Annotated in this window: 15 protein-coding genes; 9 read left to right on the top strand and 6 right to left on the bottom strand. The window is 31.3% G+C overall.

What is annotated here, in order from left to right; genetic code table 11:
* The first annotated feature begins 83 nt into the window (after positions 1-83).
* Positions 84-719 carry a glutathione S-transferase family protein gene (locus H7355_RS10175; protein ID WP_186647137.1) on the top strand — a complete coding sequence of 212 codons (636 nt, stop codon included), beginning with the start codon at positions 84-86 and terminating at the stop codon, positions 717-719.
* Positions 720-789: 70 nt separating this feature from the next.
* On the opposite strand, the gene H7355_RS10170 is transcribed toward H7355_RS10175, so the two are convergent.
* The 3 genes from H7355_RS10170 to H7355_RS10160 form a co-directional block, all read right to left on the bottom strand.
* Complete coding sequence (locus tag H7355_RS10170) at positions 790-2,190, bottom strand: hypothetical protein (RefSeq protein WP_186647135.1); 1,401 nt, start codon at positions 2,188-2,190, stop codon at positions 790-792.
* Between the two features lie 259 nt (positions 2,191-2,449).
* Complete coding sequence (locus H7355_RS10165; protein WP_186647133.1) at positions 2,450-3,541, bottom strand: alkene reductase; 1,092 nt, start codon at positions 3,539-3,541, stop codon at positions 2,450-2,452.
* A gap of 425 nt (positions 3,542-3,966) precedes the next feature.
* Positions 3,967-4,413 (bottom strand): GNAT family N-acetyltransferase, encoded by a 447-nt coding sequence (locus H7355_RS10160; RefSeq protein WP_186647131.1) that lies wholly within the window; start codon positions 4,411-4,413, stop codon positions 3,967-3,969.
* A 467-nt stretch (positions 4,414-4,880) separates the two neighbouring features.
* On the opposite strand from H7355_RS10160, the gene H7355_RS10155 reads away from it, so the two are divergent.
* The 3 genes from H7355_RS10155 (at position 4,881) to H7355_RS10145 (ending at position 6,728) form a co-directional block, all read left to right on the top strand.
* Positions 4,881-5,273, top strand: a complete 393-nt coding sequence (locus H7355_RS10155) for a DUF805 domain-containing protein (RefSeq protein ID WP_186647129.1) — start codon at positions 4,881-4,883, stop codon at positions 5,271-5,273.
* 156 nt (positions 5,274-5,429) lie between these two features.
* A complete protein-coding gene (locus H7355_RS10150) occupies positions 5,430-5,762 on the top strand; it encodes a hypothetical protein (RefSeq protein WP_186647128.1) in 333 nt (110 codons plus the stop codon).
* Between the two features lie 414 nt (positions 5,763-6,176).
* Positions 6,177-6,728: a hypothetical protein gene (locus H7355_RS10145; RefSeq protein ID WP_186647126.1), complete on the top strand. Its 552-nt coding sequence runs from the start codon at positions 6,177-6,179 to the stop codon at positions 6,726-6,728.
* Positions 6,729-6,751: 23 nt separating this feature from the next.
* Here the strand turns inward: H7355_RS10145 and H7355_RS10140 are convergent, their stop codons facing one another.
* Complete coding sequence (locus H7355_RS10140; protein ID WP_186647124.1) at positions 6,752-7,855, bottom strand: alkene reductase; 1,104 nt, start codon at positions 7,853-7,855, stop codon at positions 6,752-6,754.
* Between the two features lie 323 nt (positions 7,856-8,178).
* On the opposite strand from H7355_RS10140, the gene H7355_RS10135 reads away from it, so the two are divergent.
* Positions 8,179-8,613, top strand: coding sequence for an SRPBCC domain-containing protein (locus H7355_RS10135; RefSeq protein WP_186647122.1), 435 nt, complete (start codon positions 8,179-8,181; stop codon positions 8,611-8,613).
* A gap of 391 nt (positions 8,614-9,004) precedes the next feature.
* The gene (locus H7355_RS10130; RefSeq protein WP_186647119.1) at positions 9,005-10,210 is read left to right on the top strand and encodes a Fic family protein; all 1,206 of its coding nucleotides are present in this window, start codon (positions 9,005-9,007) and stop codon (positions 10,208-10,210) included.
* Between the two features lie 825 nt (positions 10,211-11,035).
* Here H7355_RS10130 and H7355_RS10125 read toward each other — a convergent pair.
* Positions 11,036-11,143: a type II toxin-antitoxin system Phd/YefM family antitoxin gene (locus H7355_RS10125; RefSeq protein WP_186647117.1), complete on the bottom strand. Its 108-nt coding sequence runs from the start codon at positions 11,141-11,143 to the stop codon at positions 11,036-11,038.
* 560 nt (positions 11,144-11,703) lie between these two features.
* Entirely contained in the window at positions 11,704-12,228 is a 525-nt protein-coding gene (locus H7355_RS10120; RefSeq protein ID WP_186647115.1) for a peroxiredoxin, read from the bottom strand.
* A gap of 404 nt (positions 12,229-12,632) precedes the next feature.
* Between H7355_RS10120 and H7355_RS10115 the strand changes: the two genes are divergently transcribed.
* From H7355_RS10115 to H7355_RS10105, 3 genes are read left to right on the top strand one after another with little or no spacing between them, the layout of a single operon-like run.
* Positions 12,633-14,243, top strand: coding sequence for a type I restriction-modification system subunit M (locus tag H7355_RS10115; protein WP_186647113.1), 1,611 nt, complete (start codon positions 12,633-12,635; stop codon positions 14,241-14,243).
* On the top strand, positions 14,233-15,489 hold the full coding sequence (locus H7355_RS10110) for a restriction endonuclease subunit S (protein WP_186647111.1): 1,257 nt from the start codon (positions 14,233-14,235) through the stop codon (positions 15,487-15,489). The genes H7355_RS10115 and H7355_RS10110 overlap by 11 nt, the downstream gene beginning before the upstream one ends.
* Entirely contained in the window at positions 15,482-16,654 is a 1,173-nt protein-coding gene (locus H7355_RS10105) for an AbiJ-related protein (RefSeq protein ID WP_186647109.1), read from the top strand. The genes H7355_RS10110 and H7355_RS10105 overlap by 8 nt, the downstream gene beginning before the upstream one ends.
* Positions 16,655-16,694: the final 40 nt, after the last annotated feature.

The following is a 16,694-nucleotide window of genomic DNA, read 5'->3' as shown; positions in this document are numbered from 1 at the left end:
TTTTATGGTGTAGTATAGTAAAAATGAGCTTAATTAATGATTTCTATCCATAATAGTTCTATTTTCTCAGAAAGGATTGTAAAATGATGAAGTTTTATTTTTCTACCTCAACGTGTTCAACCTCCTGCCATATAGCTTTAGAAGAGCTTTCTCTCGAGTACACACCCATTGAGGTTAGTTGGAAAAGAGATCAGAATGTGGCTGAATTAAATAAACTAAATCCATTAGGAGCAGTGCCTGTATTAATTTCAAGCCAAGGAAAAACTTTGACACAGAATACAGCTATTCTTGAATATCTTGCCGATCAAAATCCTACTGCGCAATTGCTAGCAGCTCACGGAACTTGGGAGCGCTCTGAAACCATGAGTTGGGTGGCTTTTGTGGCTTCTGACCTGCAGAAGGCTTTCACTCCTTTTTTTCAAGCAAAAGATATTTCACAATCGGAAACTGCTCAAAAGGAAATAAAAGATTTTGCTGCAAAAAAAATAAATTCACTTTTGGAACATATTGAAAAGAATCTTGCTGGAAAAGATTATATAATGGGAAATCAATTTACCATTGCTGATGCATATTTATTTACTATTATTGGTTGGACTAAGTGGGTTCAAATCAGTACTCTTAATTTTAAAAATATAACAAATTATATGAAGCGGGTTTATGAGAGACCTGCTGTGCAGAGCGTATTGAAAAAAGAAAATATGTTGGATTATCTGCAGTAAAATTTCTTCTTATTTTAAATCTGTCACTAAATTATTATTCAAAAAAGTGTGCCTATCTTAATGCATCATTTTAATAGGGTTTAACATATAATGAAAAAGGTGAGTGAACATAATCATCTTTATTAAATTCATTATTTAAAATAGAAAATACATTTTTAATTTTATCATAAGCTTCTTTGTCAAGCGATTCAAATCCTTGTCTTATAAAAGCTTTACCTTTTTTTCTATCATAATAGCCCATGACATCTGACCAATCTATCCCTCCTGGTACAGCGAATTCAGACTCATTAAAGCCATAATATCTAACACCTCCTTCAACATACATTACATAAAACCAGTTTCTAGTGACAGATTCATGATAATTTAGCAAAAATCTGGGCGATACTGTTGTTGAAATAAACCCTGTGTACGAATAATCACCTCGCACATGATGTTTTAGATTTAATTGATTTTTTAAATATTTGTAAAGATGATATTTTATATCATTTACATCCATTTTTTCAATTTCATCTTTGCTAAGATCATCTAATTGGGGGATAAATGGCAAAATATTGCTATAAGAATTGAGTTCAAGGGAAACTTTTTCAAGATCATAGTCACTCCCTGTAAGGCTTCTATATCTATTCATTAAAAGTTCTATTTTTTCAACATTAGGCTTAACTTTCATCGTTCCATATGGCCAAAATCCCCCAAGATCTCGAACACCACAATCCATTTTATCTCTTCTTTTATTAAACTTTCTACATAGTTTATTTTTATAAGGGACATGTGGTGCGCGTTCATCGACTCTAAACGTATATCCGCTTGTTCGTGAATAATCATGTTCTTCATTTGTTTTCCAGTCAAGAACTTCGGGCTTTTCAAAAGAGTGATTTGGATAATTGAAGTTGCCTGAATGATTTTTTGCAAATGAGCTTGGAATAATATCTTCTGGAAAGTTTTCATCCAATCGAGCATCTGTATCGAGTGTCATTTCGAGAAAATCTTTACCTAATTTCGATAGTGAAATTCTACTTTCAGATGATTCCTTACCCCAGCCGGTTAAATTAAAAATATATGTTTCATCTCTTGAATCTATGCTGTAATTCACAATGAGTAAAGCTGATTCATTATGAGTTGATTTTGGTTTAAAGAATATGGGTATACCACAATAAGATTCAGGATTAATTAAGTTTTTACAATTTGATTCGTTTGTGTTCTCAGCTATGCTAAAACTATTATAAATATCATTTATTATTTTTAATGATGATATATTTATAGGCACTGAGTTTTTATTTCTTAAATGAAAAGTTCTCGTAAAACCATTTTCAATTAAAATCTCGCCAAAATTTCCTGATAAATTTTCTATAGATATTTCTGCTAGCGGCAAAACATTTGTAGTTTTCAGTTCATCAGAAAATGCATTGATATTCCAAGTTGTAACTGCAAGTAAACTTGTATAAACAGGAAATTTTTTTTTAAAGTATTTCATTTAATAATCTTTCTGTAATATTATTTAATTTTTATTTAGAAAATAAATATTTAGCAAACAAAGAACAGCAATTACTATTACCAGCAGAATAAATTATTTGTCAAATATGATAATAAATTATAAAAAAACAAAAAATACAAAAAGTTATTTCAAAATGGTGCTTAACTATTAATAAAATATCCTGCAATTTTAGAATAAAAATCCATAAATATATTTCTCGGTGGAGAATAAATTATGAATTCCAATTAAACCGCTTTGTTTAATCAGTATAACCAATTTTATCTACTTCATAATAACCCTCTTTAGGTAAAGGCTCTGCCAAATCAAATAAATATTTATGTTCATTGTAAAAATATTTTGGATCGAATGGATTTAGTTTTTCATTCATTTTAAATTTATGCACTAAATCAGGATTCGCAATTGATGACGTGCCAAAGGCAATCGCATCTGCATCTCCATTTTGAATTGCAATTTCTCCTGTTTCTTTTGAAAAACCTTCATTTAAAATATATGTACCTGAGAAAAGTCTTTTTAATATAGGAGAAATACTATCTTTAGCCGCATATTCACGCGCACATATAAAAGCAAGACTGCGCTTTGATAATTCAGAAACAAGGTAACTAAATGTTTCCAGAGGATGTTCATCGCTCACATCGAGCAAATCGCCCCTCGGTGAAATATGATATCCAACACGACCTGCACCCCAGACATCAATCACGGCATCGACTGCTTCTAATGGAAATCGCGCTCTATTTGCTATTGAACCACCGTATTGATCTTTTCGTATATTAGAGTTTGATTGCAAGAATTGATCTAATAGATATCCATTTGCTCCATGCAACTCTACTCCATCAAAACCAGCTCTTTTAGCGTTTTCTGCCGCTGTTCTGAAGCTTTTGATCACTTGTTTTATTTCTGCAACACTCAATGCGTGTGGTGTCTCATAGAATTTTTCTGGGCGGACTAGAGAAACTTTTTGCTTTGGTGCTATTGCACTTGGCGCAATAGGAGGCTGCCCATTAAAAATAGGATCGGAAACCCTTCCTACGTGCCATAATTGCATGACAATTGTTCCACCTTTTTCATGGACAGCATCTGTTATTTTTCTCCAAGCCTTCACTTGATCTTCGTTCCAAATACCGGGGGTTCTTGGAAAGCCAACGCCAGACATATCGATTGAGGTTGCTTCTGTAATTAGCAAGCCAAATGATGCTCTTTGACAATAATATTTTTCAATCAAATCATTTGGCACTCTTTGATAATTCGCTCGACAGCGTGTAAGTGGCGCTAAAACAATTCGATTTTTTAGAGATAATTCACCTATTTTAATAGGTTCAAATAAAATTGACATATAAATTTCCTTTTTTGACTTTGAATTTCAGCAGCGAATAATAATCTTATCGTGCGAAGAACATTTGTATATCATATTTTTTTAAATTTCGATTGTTATTTAAATAGACTTCCCTATGAATAATGCAGATTTTATAAATAATGGATGAGGAATTTTATTCTTTATTAAGCGCTTATTATATAATTGTTTTTTTGCTGGAATTAAATTTGTTTATAAATAATCTATATTTTATCAAAAATACAGGATAATATTATTTATACTAATGTGATTATTTGTTGGTGTAGATTAAAATTTGTTCTTCAACTTATTTATTATTCATAATGACTGCATTTGAGATCCCTGCCAAGTTAAGTCAAAATGAATTCTGAAATAATTTTTGGTAATATTAATATTTTTTTTCCATTTAACATATTTTAATTAAGCATTTACGATTTATAAATATGAGGCCTTACAATATGCCAGACAAAGTTTTCTTTATTAACTGGTAAATATCCTGTCTTTTCATAAAGCCAAGAGGCATCAGATGTTACAAGCATAATTCGTCTCAACTTTTTTAAGGTAGAATGCTCTAAGCAGCATTCCATTAACCACTTTCCAAGTCCTTGCCCTTGGAAATCGGGAGAAATAAATACATCACATAAATAAGCAAAGGTTGTATAATCTGTTACAAAGCGAGAAAAACCCACAGACTGATTTTTCTTATATAAACCGAAACAGAGACTGTTCTCTATTGATTCTCTGACAGTCTCGAACGAAATTCCTTCTGCCCAGATTGTTGTTTTGAGGAAAGAATGAATAAATGCAATATCCAATTTTTTTTTGTCAGTTGAAATTAAATAATCATCCCGAGTCCATAGTATATTATTCTGCATATTATAGTCCTGTCATTATTTTTGTCAGATGGTCTTTTCTTAACTATTGCATTTTGAATGTAGCAAAAAAAAAATCTAAATGTAAAGTGATGATTATAAAAAAATGAAAAATACTCATATTGACATTGTAAGCATTTTAAAACATAAACAAGTATATTTCAAAGCTGATTATATAAGAATGGTTATGGGTAAATTTATCCCAAGATTATTGTTTGAAATTAAAGATTTATATTTTTCATATTCGTAATATGAGAATATTATTATATATAATTTCAACCATATATATGTGTCATGGATAGAGATATGATTGGCAAAGTGACCTTAATTTAGATTGGTATTTTTAATAGATTGGAAAATTGAAAATCTATCCATAAAAGATCGCTCTTTTAAAAAAATATTCAAAAAGTAGACATAAATAAAATATTTATTTATAAAAATCAAATTAATATTTTTCATTAGGAGATAATATGAATTTTATTAAATCGATTAAAATTTGTCTAGGCAAATATGCTAGTTTTAAAGGCAGGGCAAGTGTCTCTGAATTTTGGTATTTTATCTTATTTTATTATGCAATTACTCTTATTCCAATTTTGTTAGTTCTGATAATAGGTAAAAATGAACGAGATATTTTACTTATTCTTATTTTTTCAGTTGTAGGAGCTTTTGGCTTACTTCCTCCATATATTTCTGTATCAGTGCGAAGATTGCATGATATGAATAAAAGTGGTTGGTGGTACTTTGTTTATTTAATTCCTTATATTGGTTTTTTCATTTTTATTATCATGAGCTCCCTTCCAGGCACAAAAGGTAAGAACAGGTATGATCCTATTGAAGATAAGTCTTCGATAGAAGTTCAGTGATACAATTATATATAATAATACTTATGACCTTGTGAAATTGTGAAATAATTAAAAGAACTCTCATTAGATAAAATAGATATTGTGGACTAATTTTAATCTTTCTGTAATTTTTACTGTTATAGATAAATAAATTTTATATGCAAAGTGAGAACTCAAATGAAACTCAGAAAATTAAGTCTTAAGAAATTCTACCAATTATTTTTTTTGTTTGCGCTGTTTAATTATTCAACAGAAGCCTCTCTAGCAAATGAAAATAATTTTTGTGAAAAACAATTTGAAGACAAAAAAGCTCAAAAGGGAGAAAATGGAAACGATAACTCTCTCAATGGTCAAGATGGAAAAAACGGTGAATCTCAAATTTTCACCGATGGTAAAGTTGGTGGTGATGGTGGCAATTCTAAAAGTGACTGTGATGGTGGAAATGGTAGTAACGGTGGATGGAGTTTATTTGGGAATGGGGGAGACGGTGGTAATGGAGGCAATGGTTAAATAAAATTAAAATTTATATTACAAATGATATTAGAATATTCTCAAACGAATCTATTAGAAATTCGAAAAGTAGCCCCACTGAGAGATTTTTAGAATGACTTTGGGCTATTTATATAAATATTTTGTTATCCATCAATAAAAAATTCAAAAAAAAATCAGATTATAAAATAGCAAGGAAAAAAATAAAATATAGATTAATATTGCTAAAATTTTATTTATTTATCATATTGACAAGTCTTATTTTATAAATTATTTAAATCTTGTTCTTTACAAGCGATCAAAGTTTTGTAAAAAATGTGCGATTAAATTTTTATTTTAAATTTTATAATATTAATTTTTTTATTATTTAAAATTATATACCTCATTTTTTATAATTATTATAAATAAATATTTGAATATATAGAAAGGTTTCTAATGAAAAATATATATATAAAATCGATTTTTATTGCATTATTATTACCTACAATAAATGCTCATTCATATTCGAGATTAAATCCTCCCAATAGTTCTAGAAATTATTTAATAGAGAGGCCAAAATATCCTATCAACGAATCAAATGAAGTCACACAGGAACCAAACTGTCCAAGTGTTCATGTTTGGTATACATTAAATAATAAAGACTTGAATTACAGTTGGTTTGTTCAGATATCGAGACTATATGAAGATAATGTAAATTTTTTAGATGAATCTTGTAATCAAATTGATATTAATAATAAATTTGAAATACTTCCAAATAGAACAAGAAAAGTAGGTATGGAAGTTACAATAGAAAAATCTTTTAATTCTATTTATTCTTTCACTGCGGTTAGAAACGATGGAGCTTTAACTAGAGTTCCTAACCATAAATATGCTTGTATATTTGTAATATCTGCTTATGGACCTGGACAATTGAATCGTATGGATTGGCGACAGAACAATGCGGACTGTGTTGCAAGTAACCTTGGCACTCAATATGATCTTAAATAGTGAGAATATATGAGAGCATATTTTCAAACTTTAAGATATTCAGTATATCCCATTTTATCCGCTTCATAATATCCTTCTTTTGGCAAAGGCTCAGCTAAATCAAATAAATATTTATGCTCATTATAAAAATGTTTTGGGTTCGGTTGATTTAATTTTTCAACCATTTTAAATTTTTGCACTAAATCCGGGTTTGGAATAGTTAATTTACCAAAAGCGATTGCATCGGCATGACCATTTTGTATTGCATTTTCTCCAGATTCTTTAGTAAATCTTTCATTTAAAATAAACTTGCCAGAGAAAAGATTTTTTAATTTTGGAACTAAGCTATCTTGTGCTTCATATTCACGTGCACATATAAAAGCAATATTTCGCATTGATAACTGTGAAACAAGGTAACTAAAAGTTGCAAGTGGGTTTTCATCACCCACATCATGAGAATCACATCTCGGTGCAATGTGATAACCGACTCGACCTGCTCCCCAGACATCAATGACGGCATCTACGACTTCTAAAGGAAATTTCGCTCTATTTTCTATTGATCCCCCATATTGATCTGTGCGTATATTTGATTTCGATTGCAAAAATTGATCCAATAAATATCCATTTGCACCATGCAATTCTACGCCGTCAAAGCCAGCTCTTTTCGCATTTTTTGCAGCATTTCTGTAGATCTCGACCAATTGTTTTATCTCTTCTAAAGTAACTGCGCGCGGAGTGTCAAATTTTTTTTCTGGGCGGATAATAGAAACTTTTAGATTTGCAGCGATAGCGCTTGGGGCAATTGGAGTTTGACCTGTATAAATGGGATCGGAAATTCTTCCCACATGCCATAATTGCATGACTATTGTTCCGCCTTTTTCATGCACGGCATCTGTTATATTTCTCCAAGCACTTACTTGATCTTCATTCCATATTCCGGGTGTTCTGGGATAACCAACGCCGAGAGGATCAACTGAAGTCGCTTCTGTGATAATCATGCCAAATGACGCCCTTTGACAATAATATTTTTTCATCAAGTCATTAGGTACTCTTTGATAGTTTGCACGGCAGCGGGTGAGGGGCGCTAAAATAATTCGATTGTTTAATGATAAATCACCCATTTTGATAGGCTCAAATAGAACAGACATAGAGTTCTCCTTATTTCGCATTAAATTTTTACATCTAAATAATCAGATCGAGTTACGCTTTTTATATATCATATTAAAATGTTGTTTGAGTATCTTGAAAATAATTATATGAGTACGCTATATGGTTGAGCAAAGCTTTTTTAAATCGTAAGAGTGAAATTTTTTGTAAATAAATATATAAAATTTGTAATTTGATCTTTTTAGGGGAGAATTTTCAAAATTTTCATTGATTAGTCTTAACTATTATTATAAATAAATATTAGTAATTGAATTTTTTAATTATATGTTAATTGTATATATCCTGAATGAAAATAGGAGAATAAATGAAAATAGATACAAATATTAAAATACATGCACCCGTTGAACAAGTTTGGAATATGCTTATCGATTTTAAGAATTATCCAAAATGGAATCTTTTTATAAGTAAAATAGAGGGGGAGCAAAAGGAAGGTGAAAGATTGACTGTTGCAATTGCTCCTCCAGGTGGAAGTCCCGCTACGTTTAAACCTGTTATTAACAAATATGTTCCTAATAAAGAATTGCGTTGGGTGGGTACCTTTGTATATCGTTGGCTATTTCGTGGTGAACATTATTTTCTGTTAAAAGACAACGGTGATGGATCAACTGATTTTACCCAAGGTGAAAATTTTACAGGATGCTTAGTTCCTTTATTTAGTTTTTTTGCTGCTAAAAAAACAGCGACTGGATTTAATTTAATGAATAGCAATTTGAAAGATATTCTTGAGAAAAGAGAGTAATAATTAAATAATAATAAATGTCTGTATTTTTAATTGAGTTCGCCTTTGGTTCTATGCGCTTAGCAAAAGCTTGAGATGAGGTTGTTTTTACAGTAATGTTAGGCGCAATGAAACTGAATTTTTTTGAGAAAATGCTCACAGTTAAAATGCTCTTTTAAGAAACTGTGTTTTGAGTTACGTCTGCCAAGGACACTCAGTCAAAAGCTGACTTTTGATTCTTCATTGACTCCTTACAATCAAAATCATACAATTTTGATTGTAAGGATTTTCTTTACAACCACTTTTCACCAAATCTGATAGTAAGGGAGTCTCTAAGCAACAAAAGGAAGATTCTTAAGTCACTTTTAAAAGTAAACACTTAACAATATGTAATAATTGGGTAAATTAATTTATGAAGGTTTTAGATATTGAAAATAATGAAGAAAATGATTTTAAAAATAGAGCTGGAAAATATGTTTCACAAATTACGACTATAAATGGTGCTAAGTATAAAGCGTTTATCCCTAAACCTCTCCCACCATCACCCCCATTAAATTATGACTTGGAAATGATTTCACTTCTTTCAAAAGCTGATCTAGCGCTTGGTCGTCTAAATGGGCTTGCATCAATTATCGCTGATCCAGATATTTTCGTATATCTTTATGTAAGAAAAGAAGCTTTGCTAAGCTCTCAAATTGAAGGAACGCAGTGTTCCTTAGAAGATATTTTAAGTGTAAATGAAACTATGGAAGAAAATAATGCAGATGTAGAAGAAGTTTCGAATTATGTATATGCAATGAATCAAGGTCTAAGCAGACTTAAAGATCTTCCAATATCTACTCGTCTCATTAAAGAAATTCATAATATTCTTTTAAAAGGTGTAAGGGGCTCCAAGAAAACTCCAGGGGAATTCAGAACTAATCAAAATTGGATTGGCAATATTAATGCAAAGCTAAATAATGCTGATTTTATTCCTCCTCCACCTGATGAAGTCAATAAACATATGAGTGAATTAGAAAAATTTATTCATTCACAAAATGACTTACCTTATTTAGTTAAAGCTGCGTTGATACATGCTCAATTTGAAACCATTCATCCATTTCTCGATGGTAATGGAAGATTGGGGCGTCTATTAATAACATTTGTTTTGTGTAGCTGGGATGTAATGGAAAAACCTCTTTTATACTTAAGTTATTTCTTTAAAGCGCATAGAACAGAATATTATTCAAAACTCATGGACATTCGTAATAAAGGTGATTGGGAAGGGTGGATTAAATTTTTCTTAAGAGGGGTCGCTGAGACAGCTGAAATGGCAAATTTTACAGCGATAGAAATTCATAAAATTCATAATCGAGATTTAGCAAAAATAAGCGCTAACAAACCAACTCCGATGATGAATCAAATTTTTCATCAATTATGTTGCTATCCAATAGTGAGCGTACCCATCTTAGAAAGACATATTAATGGTTCTTCGCAAGCAACAATTCAACGTGCTTTGGTTAGATTGAAAGAAATTGGAATAATAACAGAAATTACAGGGCTACAAAGAAACAGAAAATATGCTTATCTCGAATATCTAAATATTTTAAAGAAAGACACTACAACAAGAATAGGTTAAATATTTTTCATTGAAATATCTATTAGTGATTGAAATTAATAAGAAAAAATGATGTTAAAGTTCCTAACATTTCTAATACGGGAAGTGTTTACTTGAGTTAGAGGGTAAAGAAAATCCTTACAATCAAATTCACAGGATTTTGATCGTAAGGATTTTCTTTACAATCACTTTTCAGCAAATATAATTGTAAGCGAGTCTCTAAGTATCAAAATGCTGATATTGATTGAATCATGCCCCTCAAACATGAGCTCTATGAAGTGTTATATTATGAAAAACTTATAAATATCAGTATTAATTAAGAGTTACGATTAAATATCAAACGAACTCTATTAAATCAGAGTATTTTTTAACTAACGCATTAGCTGTAATTAACTTAAGCGGTTCAGACAGCGCTTGAGAAATGAATATTCGATCAATTGGATCTCTGTGAATATAAGGCAATCCGTTTAATGACAGAATATGATCAAATTTTAGCTGTAATTCAATAAAATTAGTTTTCTTAAAAATGCTTTTGAAATCGTAAATTTCTATATCTAATTTTCCCAAATTCATTTTTATTATCATTTCATAAATAGAAACCGCGTTAATAAAAGATCTCAATAGTATTTTCAATAATTTTGAGCGCTTTTTTTGATGGTTTTTCAGAGTCTTCTAAAATCAAAATTATTATGTGTGTATCAAGAAGAATCTTCATTTATGATGACCATAAAACATGTTATTTATTTCTTCAGTTGGCAAATCGAAATCATCAGAAATTCTTATCTTTCCCTTCATTAAAACAGAAAAAATTTTGCGCTTTTTTTCTTTAATTGGTACCACGTTAACTTATGGTCTTCCAACTTTAGTTATAAGGAAGCCAGTACCATCATTTATAGCCTGCGCAATCAGTCTAGGTAAATTTGTTTTAGCTTCTTCCATATTAACGAAACGCATATTTAGTATCTCCAAAAACCTATTGACGAAACTAATCTTAGTTTAAATTATGGTAATAAGAAAGATATCTTTATAGTTTTGACAAAAAAGGATAGAAAATTTTTATACTATTAATTTACCTATACCCATTTATTGTTAGTCAATTCATTTTCGTTGATTTCCCATCAAGTAACGCCCTTAAATCTCAAATTGGGTTGAGATCATAATTGAAATCAGGAAGCTTTTTAATTTTTCATCGACCTCTTACAACCACTTTTCACAAAAATTTGAAACTGAGTATGCTCAACTTTTTTTATGAAAGTAAACTTATTTCAAATTTTTGTAATGGGGGTTACGATCAAATTCAAAACTTCAAATAATTTAAATTGGCAAAAATATTTTAAATTTCGGCTCATAAAAGAAGCTTGAATACTAAAATATTTCGCGAAATAAATAATATATATTTAACTAAAAGACTAGATATCGGAGTCTTTTGCTTTGAGACTTATTTAGAGTCATTCTTAATAAAATAGGGGTTGCTATCAATTTATAATATTTCAAATGTATGTAATATCTAAGCATTATTTTTTAGAACGCATTTCTGAAATTTTCTCTGCCACTTTTTTTGCATCTAGGGCAGGGTCAACATTTTCATCTATGCTTCGCACGACCAATTTATCATCAATAATAAAAGTTATTCTTTTAGACATAGTTAAAACGGCCATCTTTGTTCCATAGGCTTTAGCAATTTGTGCATCTTCATCACTTAATAAATCGAAGGTGAGTTTATGTTTTTCGTGAAACTCTTTCAAAGATGCAACGCTGTCTGTGCTCACTCCATATACGACAGCTCCTTTGTTTTTTATAACCTTAATTGAGTCGCGAAAAGCGCAAGCCTGTGTCGTGCATCCAGGAGTTCCTGCTTTTGGATAAAAATACACAACCGTCCAAAGTTTATCTTTGTTATCTTGTAATGAAATCATTTTTCCTTCTTGATTCTTTAAAGAAAATAAAGGAGCAGGCTTGCCTACTTCTAAAGCATAGAGGGTATTTACAATTAAGAATCCGAAAAATATTGTTATAAAAGTTTTTAAAAATCGATTCATAATGACTCTCCTGTTTTTTTAAGAACTCAAATCTCTCTTGTCTACAATTCACTTTTCATAATGGTACTTTATTTATTTTGAAAAGCTATTGATTTTGAATTTAACGAAAAAATCATAGATTGCCATAATCTACTCTTTTATTTTACATCTAAAACTTAATAATATTTTTAAAAGTGTGAATGATTTTAACAGTAATATAGCAATCCATATTCGGATTAGCAAAACATTTAGGCAATTCTAAAAAAAATTAATTATCGAAAACTCCATAAAGCTAAAATCTATACTCATAAAATAATAAAAGATTGAAAATTTTATTTAAGCAAAGTAAATGTTTTAGTGAAAAATTGAGGTGCAAATGAAGTTTTTGAGTAAAAAACAATTCAATTGCTCATAAGGAAATGATTATGCCAAAAATACCTAAAAAAGTACCTAAAGAAAAAGCTGTAAAAATTAAGAAAACATCTACTGAAAAAGCTACTAAAACCAAAAAAATAAACGAGCATACAACGGCCCTAGGTTTTGAAGAACAACTTTGGCTAGCCGCAGACAAACTACGCACGCATATGGATGCCGCAGTTTACAAACATGTTGTGCTTGGTTTGGTCTTTTTAAAATACGTTTCTGATTCCTTTATGGATCGTTTCAATGATCTTGTAGCAGAAGACGAAGGTTTTGAAGAAGAAAGAGATGCATATGCAGAAAAAAATGTTTTCTGGGTACCTAAAATCGCGCGCTGGGAACAAATTAGAAATAATGCACGAAAACCAGAAATAGGAAAAATTATTGATACAGCGATGGAAAGCATAGAAAAAGAAAATAAATCTTTAAAAGGAGTTCTGCAAAAGGACTATGCACGCCCAGATCTCGATAAAAAAATGCTTGGTGAACTTGTCGACTTGATCTCTAAAATTGGTCTTGGCGATAAAGCAAGTAAACAGAAAGATATTTTAGGTCGAGTTTACGAATACTTTCTGGGTAAGTTTGCATCTGCAGAAGGAAAACTTGGGGGGCAATTTTATACTCCAGGCTGTATTGTAAAACTTTTAGTCGAAATGATTGAACCCACTAAAGGTCGAATATATGACCCATGCTGCGGTTCTGGCGGTATGTTTGTTCAATCGGAAAAATTCTTAGAAGCACACGGCGGCAAGCGGGGTCAGCTTTCTATTTTTGGGCAGGAATCAAATCCAACCACATGGAAATTGGCAAAAATGAACTTAGCAATCCGCGGGCTGGAAGGAAACTTAGGTGAAATGAACGCGGATTCTTTTCACAATGATCAACATAAAGATTTAAAAGCTGATTATATTTTAGCCAATCCGCCTTTTAATATAAGCGATTGGGGCGGAGAACGCTTAAAAGACGATATCCGTTGGAAATTTGGTGTTCCCTCAGAAGGAAACGCAAACTATGCTTGGTTACAGCATATGGTTCATCACCTTTCACCGCATGGCTATGCAGGTATTGTTCTCGCTAATGGGAGTTTAAGTTCCAATCAATCCAGTGAAGGAGAGATTAGAAGAAAGTTAATTGAAGGCGATATCGTCGATTGTATTGTTTCCTTACCAGGGCAATTATTTTATACCACACAAATTCCTGCGTCCCTTTGGTTTTTAGCACGCTATAAAAAGAAAAATGGTTTTCGCGATCGGCAAAAAGAATTTTTGTTTATCGATTGTCGAAAAATGGGTGTCATGCTCTCCCGTGTGCAACGAGAACTGACTGATGATGAAATTAAAAATGTCATTGCCAAAACATATCATGCATGGCGTGGTGAAAAAAATGCCGGTAAATACGAAGATAAAGCAGGCTTTTGTAAAGCAGTTCATATTGATGAAATTGAGAAAAATGGTTGGGTTTTAACACCAGGTCGTTACGTTGGAGCAGAAGAAGTTGAAGATGATGGGGAGAGTTTTGAGGAGAAGATTTCTGCACTAAAATCAAAATTATTTATTCAGTTTAAAGAAAGCATTATTTTACAGAATAAAATCACAGAGGTTTTAAATGGCTTTTAAAAAAATAAAGCTTTCTGAAGCAATTGTATTTAATCCAAATAGAGCTTTACAAAAAGGGAAAATAGCTCCCTTTATACCTATGGAAGCGATAACTCCTTTTACACGAAGACCAAATTCAATTTATAAAAAAGAATATAACGGTGGAGCTAAATTTGCTAATGGAGATACATTAGTAGCCAGAATTACTCCATGTTTGGAGAATGGTAAAACTGCTTTTATAAGTGATTTATCGAATAATGAAGTTGGATTTGGTTCAACTGAATATATTGTGCTTTCTGCCAAAGAAAATATGACACTTGCAAAATATATTTATTACTTAGCAATTTCTGAGAATTTTAGAAACGAGGCAATCCGTAGCATGACTGGAAGTTCTGGACGACAGAGAATACAGCAAGTTGCATTAGAAAATTTAGAAATTAAATTACCAGATATTTATGTTCAGTCAAAAATTATCAATATTCTCGATACACTGGATTCAAAAATCGAATTAAACCAAAAAATGAATGAAACCCTCGAATCCATGGCAAAAGCCATTTTCAAAGAATGGTTTATTGATTTTGGCCCTGTTAAAGCGAAATCTGAAGGCAAAAAACCGTTCGGTATGGATGACGAAACGGCTGCGCTTTTTCCTGATAGTTTTGAAGAGTCTGAGCTTGGCTTGATTCCTAAGGGGTGGACTATAAAGACACTCAAGGGTTCATGTGAAATACTTATGGGGCAGTCACCCCCTGGAAGCACTTACAATGAAAATGGTATCGGAATGGTCTTTTTTCAAGGACGAGCTGAATTTGGAAGTCGTTTTCCCTCACCTAGACTATTTTGTTCGGAACCCTCTAGGATAGTAAAGCAGGGAACCGTTCTTCTTTCTGTTCGTGCACCAGTTGGTGACCTCAATATCTCGACAGAAAATCAAACCTGTATCGGGCGAGGATTAGCAGGAATACTTCACAAAACAGGAAGTACAACTTATACATACTACTTACTACAGTGTCTTAAAGAAAAATTTGATATGTACAACGGTGAAGGGACCGTCTTTGGATCTATAAACAAAGATACTTTGTCTGAAATTAAATCTGTTTTTCCGCCTGACGAAATAATATACAAATTTTTAAACTTAACTCTACCTCTAGATCAACTATATTTATCAAACTATAAAGAAATACTTTCGCTTAAAAATACACGCGATCTTCTCCTACCTAAACTTATATCAGGAGAAATTGAATTGAATGAGGTGACTGTTGATTGATAAAGGAACAAGAAGAAATATCATTGACCACTTTGAGATGGCGGAAATTCAATTTTCGGGACGAATGAGTGACCTCAATTTCCTAACACGTATATACGATCTTAAAAAATTACCATCCCTTGATCATAGATTTGAAGATGCTTATGGAGATATATACAATCATACAGAGAATAATTGTGATTACGAATTCAATTGGGTTTTTACAGATTCGCGCTTTAATCTCTTAGAAGGGGATGATGAAACATTTTTACGATTTATTTGCGAAATGACGCATCCACTTGTTAGACCTGATCAAGAGAAAGCAAGTAAAATAATTTCTATTGCAAATGATTGGCTCAAAGCTGAAGGATGGGAATTATATCCTGAAAAGGAAGTCGCTAGCGGTTTTATATTTTCCTTTAAAGAAACAAATAGAGTTCAAGTACCTAAAGACGAGGAAGTTGCAAATATTTGGTTTCCGAACAGCTTAAAGTTTTTTATTTCTCATAGAGATATTCATAAGGGTGAAGCTAAGGGACTAGGAGAAAAATTAAAAAATTTTGGAATTTCTTGCTTTGTAGCGCATGATTCTATCCAACCTATGAGTACTTGGAAGCATGAAATTATGAAGGCATTGCTAACAATGGATGCCTGTATTTGTTACATTAAAGATGATTTTTATAAAAGTGAATGGACAAACCAAGAAGTTGGTTTTGCATTAGCGCGTGGAATTCCTATTTACCTTTTCAGTGTAGATAAAACTGATCCAAAAGGATTTAAAATTGATACTCAAGCAATTAAAGCTGGATTTCCAGATCTTATAAATTGTATAAAAAAAGATTTTGAAAAAAATAACAAGTTTAAGAATTATTTTATTGATAATTTTGTAAAAGCTATCAATGGTTCTTTTGAAAATGCTAAAAATATGTTTTATGAACTTATCGATATTAATTTAAATGATGAAGAAATCGAGCAAGTTGTTTTTGCATTTTCTGCAGAAGCAAAATATTTGAACCAATTAAGTATTATTATTTCAGCACCCATAAAGCCAGAGCATAAAGATCACCCTAAATTGAAAAACTATTCTTACTATAGAGAATTTCTTGAAAATGATATATTAACTAAGCACACAAAGCATTCTTATTGTATAGAAGGAAAAGAGATAGTCAAAAAGAACAAAAGTTAACTCTACCACCAATCAAGGATGATTGCAGAAAAGGGACTCA

This window comes from Fluviispira vulneris, assembly GCF_014281055.1.
In the GTDB taxonomy this organism is placed as follows: domain Bacteria; phylum Bdellovibrionota_B; class Oligoflexia; order Silvanigrellales; family Silvanigrellaceae; genus Silvanigrella; species Silvanigrella vulneris.
Note: the sequence above shows the minus strand (reverse complement) of the source record. Positions and strands in the feature narration are given on the sequence as shown.

What these genes read in the sequence shown, in the direction of transcription:
- H7355_RS10135 (WP_186647122.1), top strand. Translation starts at nt 8,179, where the DNA reads ATGAAAATAGATACAAATATTAAAATACATGCACCCGTTGAACAAGTT.
- H7355_RS10115 (WP_186647113.1), top strand. Translation starts at nt 12,633, where the DNA reads ATGCCAAAAATACCTAAAAAAGTACCTAAAGAAAAAGCTGTAAAAATT.
- H7355_RS10125 (WP_186647117.1), bottom strand. Translation starts at nt 11,143, where the DNA reads ATGCGTTTCGTTAATATGGAAGAAGCTAAAACAAATTTACCTAGACTG.
- H7355_RS10150 (WP_186647128.1), top strand. Translation starts at nt 5,430, where the DNA reads ATGAAACTCAGAAAATTAAGTCTTAAGAAATTCTACCAATTATTTTTT.
- H7355_RS10145 (WP_186647126.1), top strand. Translation starts at nt 6,177, where the DNA reads ATGAAAAATATATATATAAAATCGATTTTTATTGCATTATTATTACCT.
- H7355_RS10170 (WP_186647135.1), bottom strand. Translation starts at nt 2,190, where the DNA reads ATGAAATACTTTAAAAAAAAATTTCCTGTTTATACAAGTTTACTTGCA.
- H7355_RS10120 (WP_186647115.1), bottom strand. Translation starts at nt 12,228, where the DNA reads ATGAATCGATTTTTAAAAACTTTTATAACAATATTTTTCGGATTCTTA.
- H7355_RS10140 (WP_186647124.1), bottom strand. Translation starts at nt 7,855, where the DNA reads ATGTCTGTTCTATTTGAGCCTATCAAAATGGGTGATTTATCATTAAAC.
- H7355_RS10155 (WP_186647129.1), top strand. Translation starts at nt 4,881, where the DNA reads ATGAATTTTATTAAATCGATTAAAATTTGTCTAGGCAAATATGCTAGT.
- H7355_RS10130 (WP_186647119.1), top strand. Translation starts at nt 9,005, where the DNA reads ATGAAGGTTTTAGATATTGAAAATAATGAAGAAAATGATTTTAAAAAT.
- H7355_RS10160 (WP_186647131.1), bottom strand. Translation starts at nt 4,413, where the DNA reads ATGCAGAATAATATACTATGGACTCGGGATGATTATTTAATTTCAACT.
- H7355_RS10175 (WP_186647137.1), top strand. Translation starts at nt 84, where the DNA reads ATGATGAAGTTTTATTTTTCTACCTCAACGTGTTCAACCTCCTGCCAT.
- H7355_RS10110 (WP_186647111.1), top strand. Translation starts at nt 14,233, where the DNA reads ATGGCTTTTAAAAAAATAAAGCTTTCTGAAGCAATTGTATTTAATCCA.
- H7355_RS10165 (WP_186647133.1), bottom strand. Translation starts at nt 3,541, where the DNA reads ATGTCAATTTTATTTGAACCTATTAAAATAGGTGAATTATCTCTAAAA.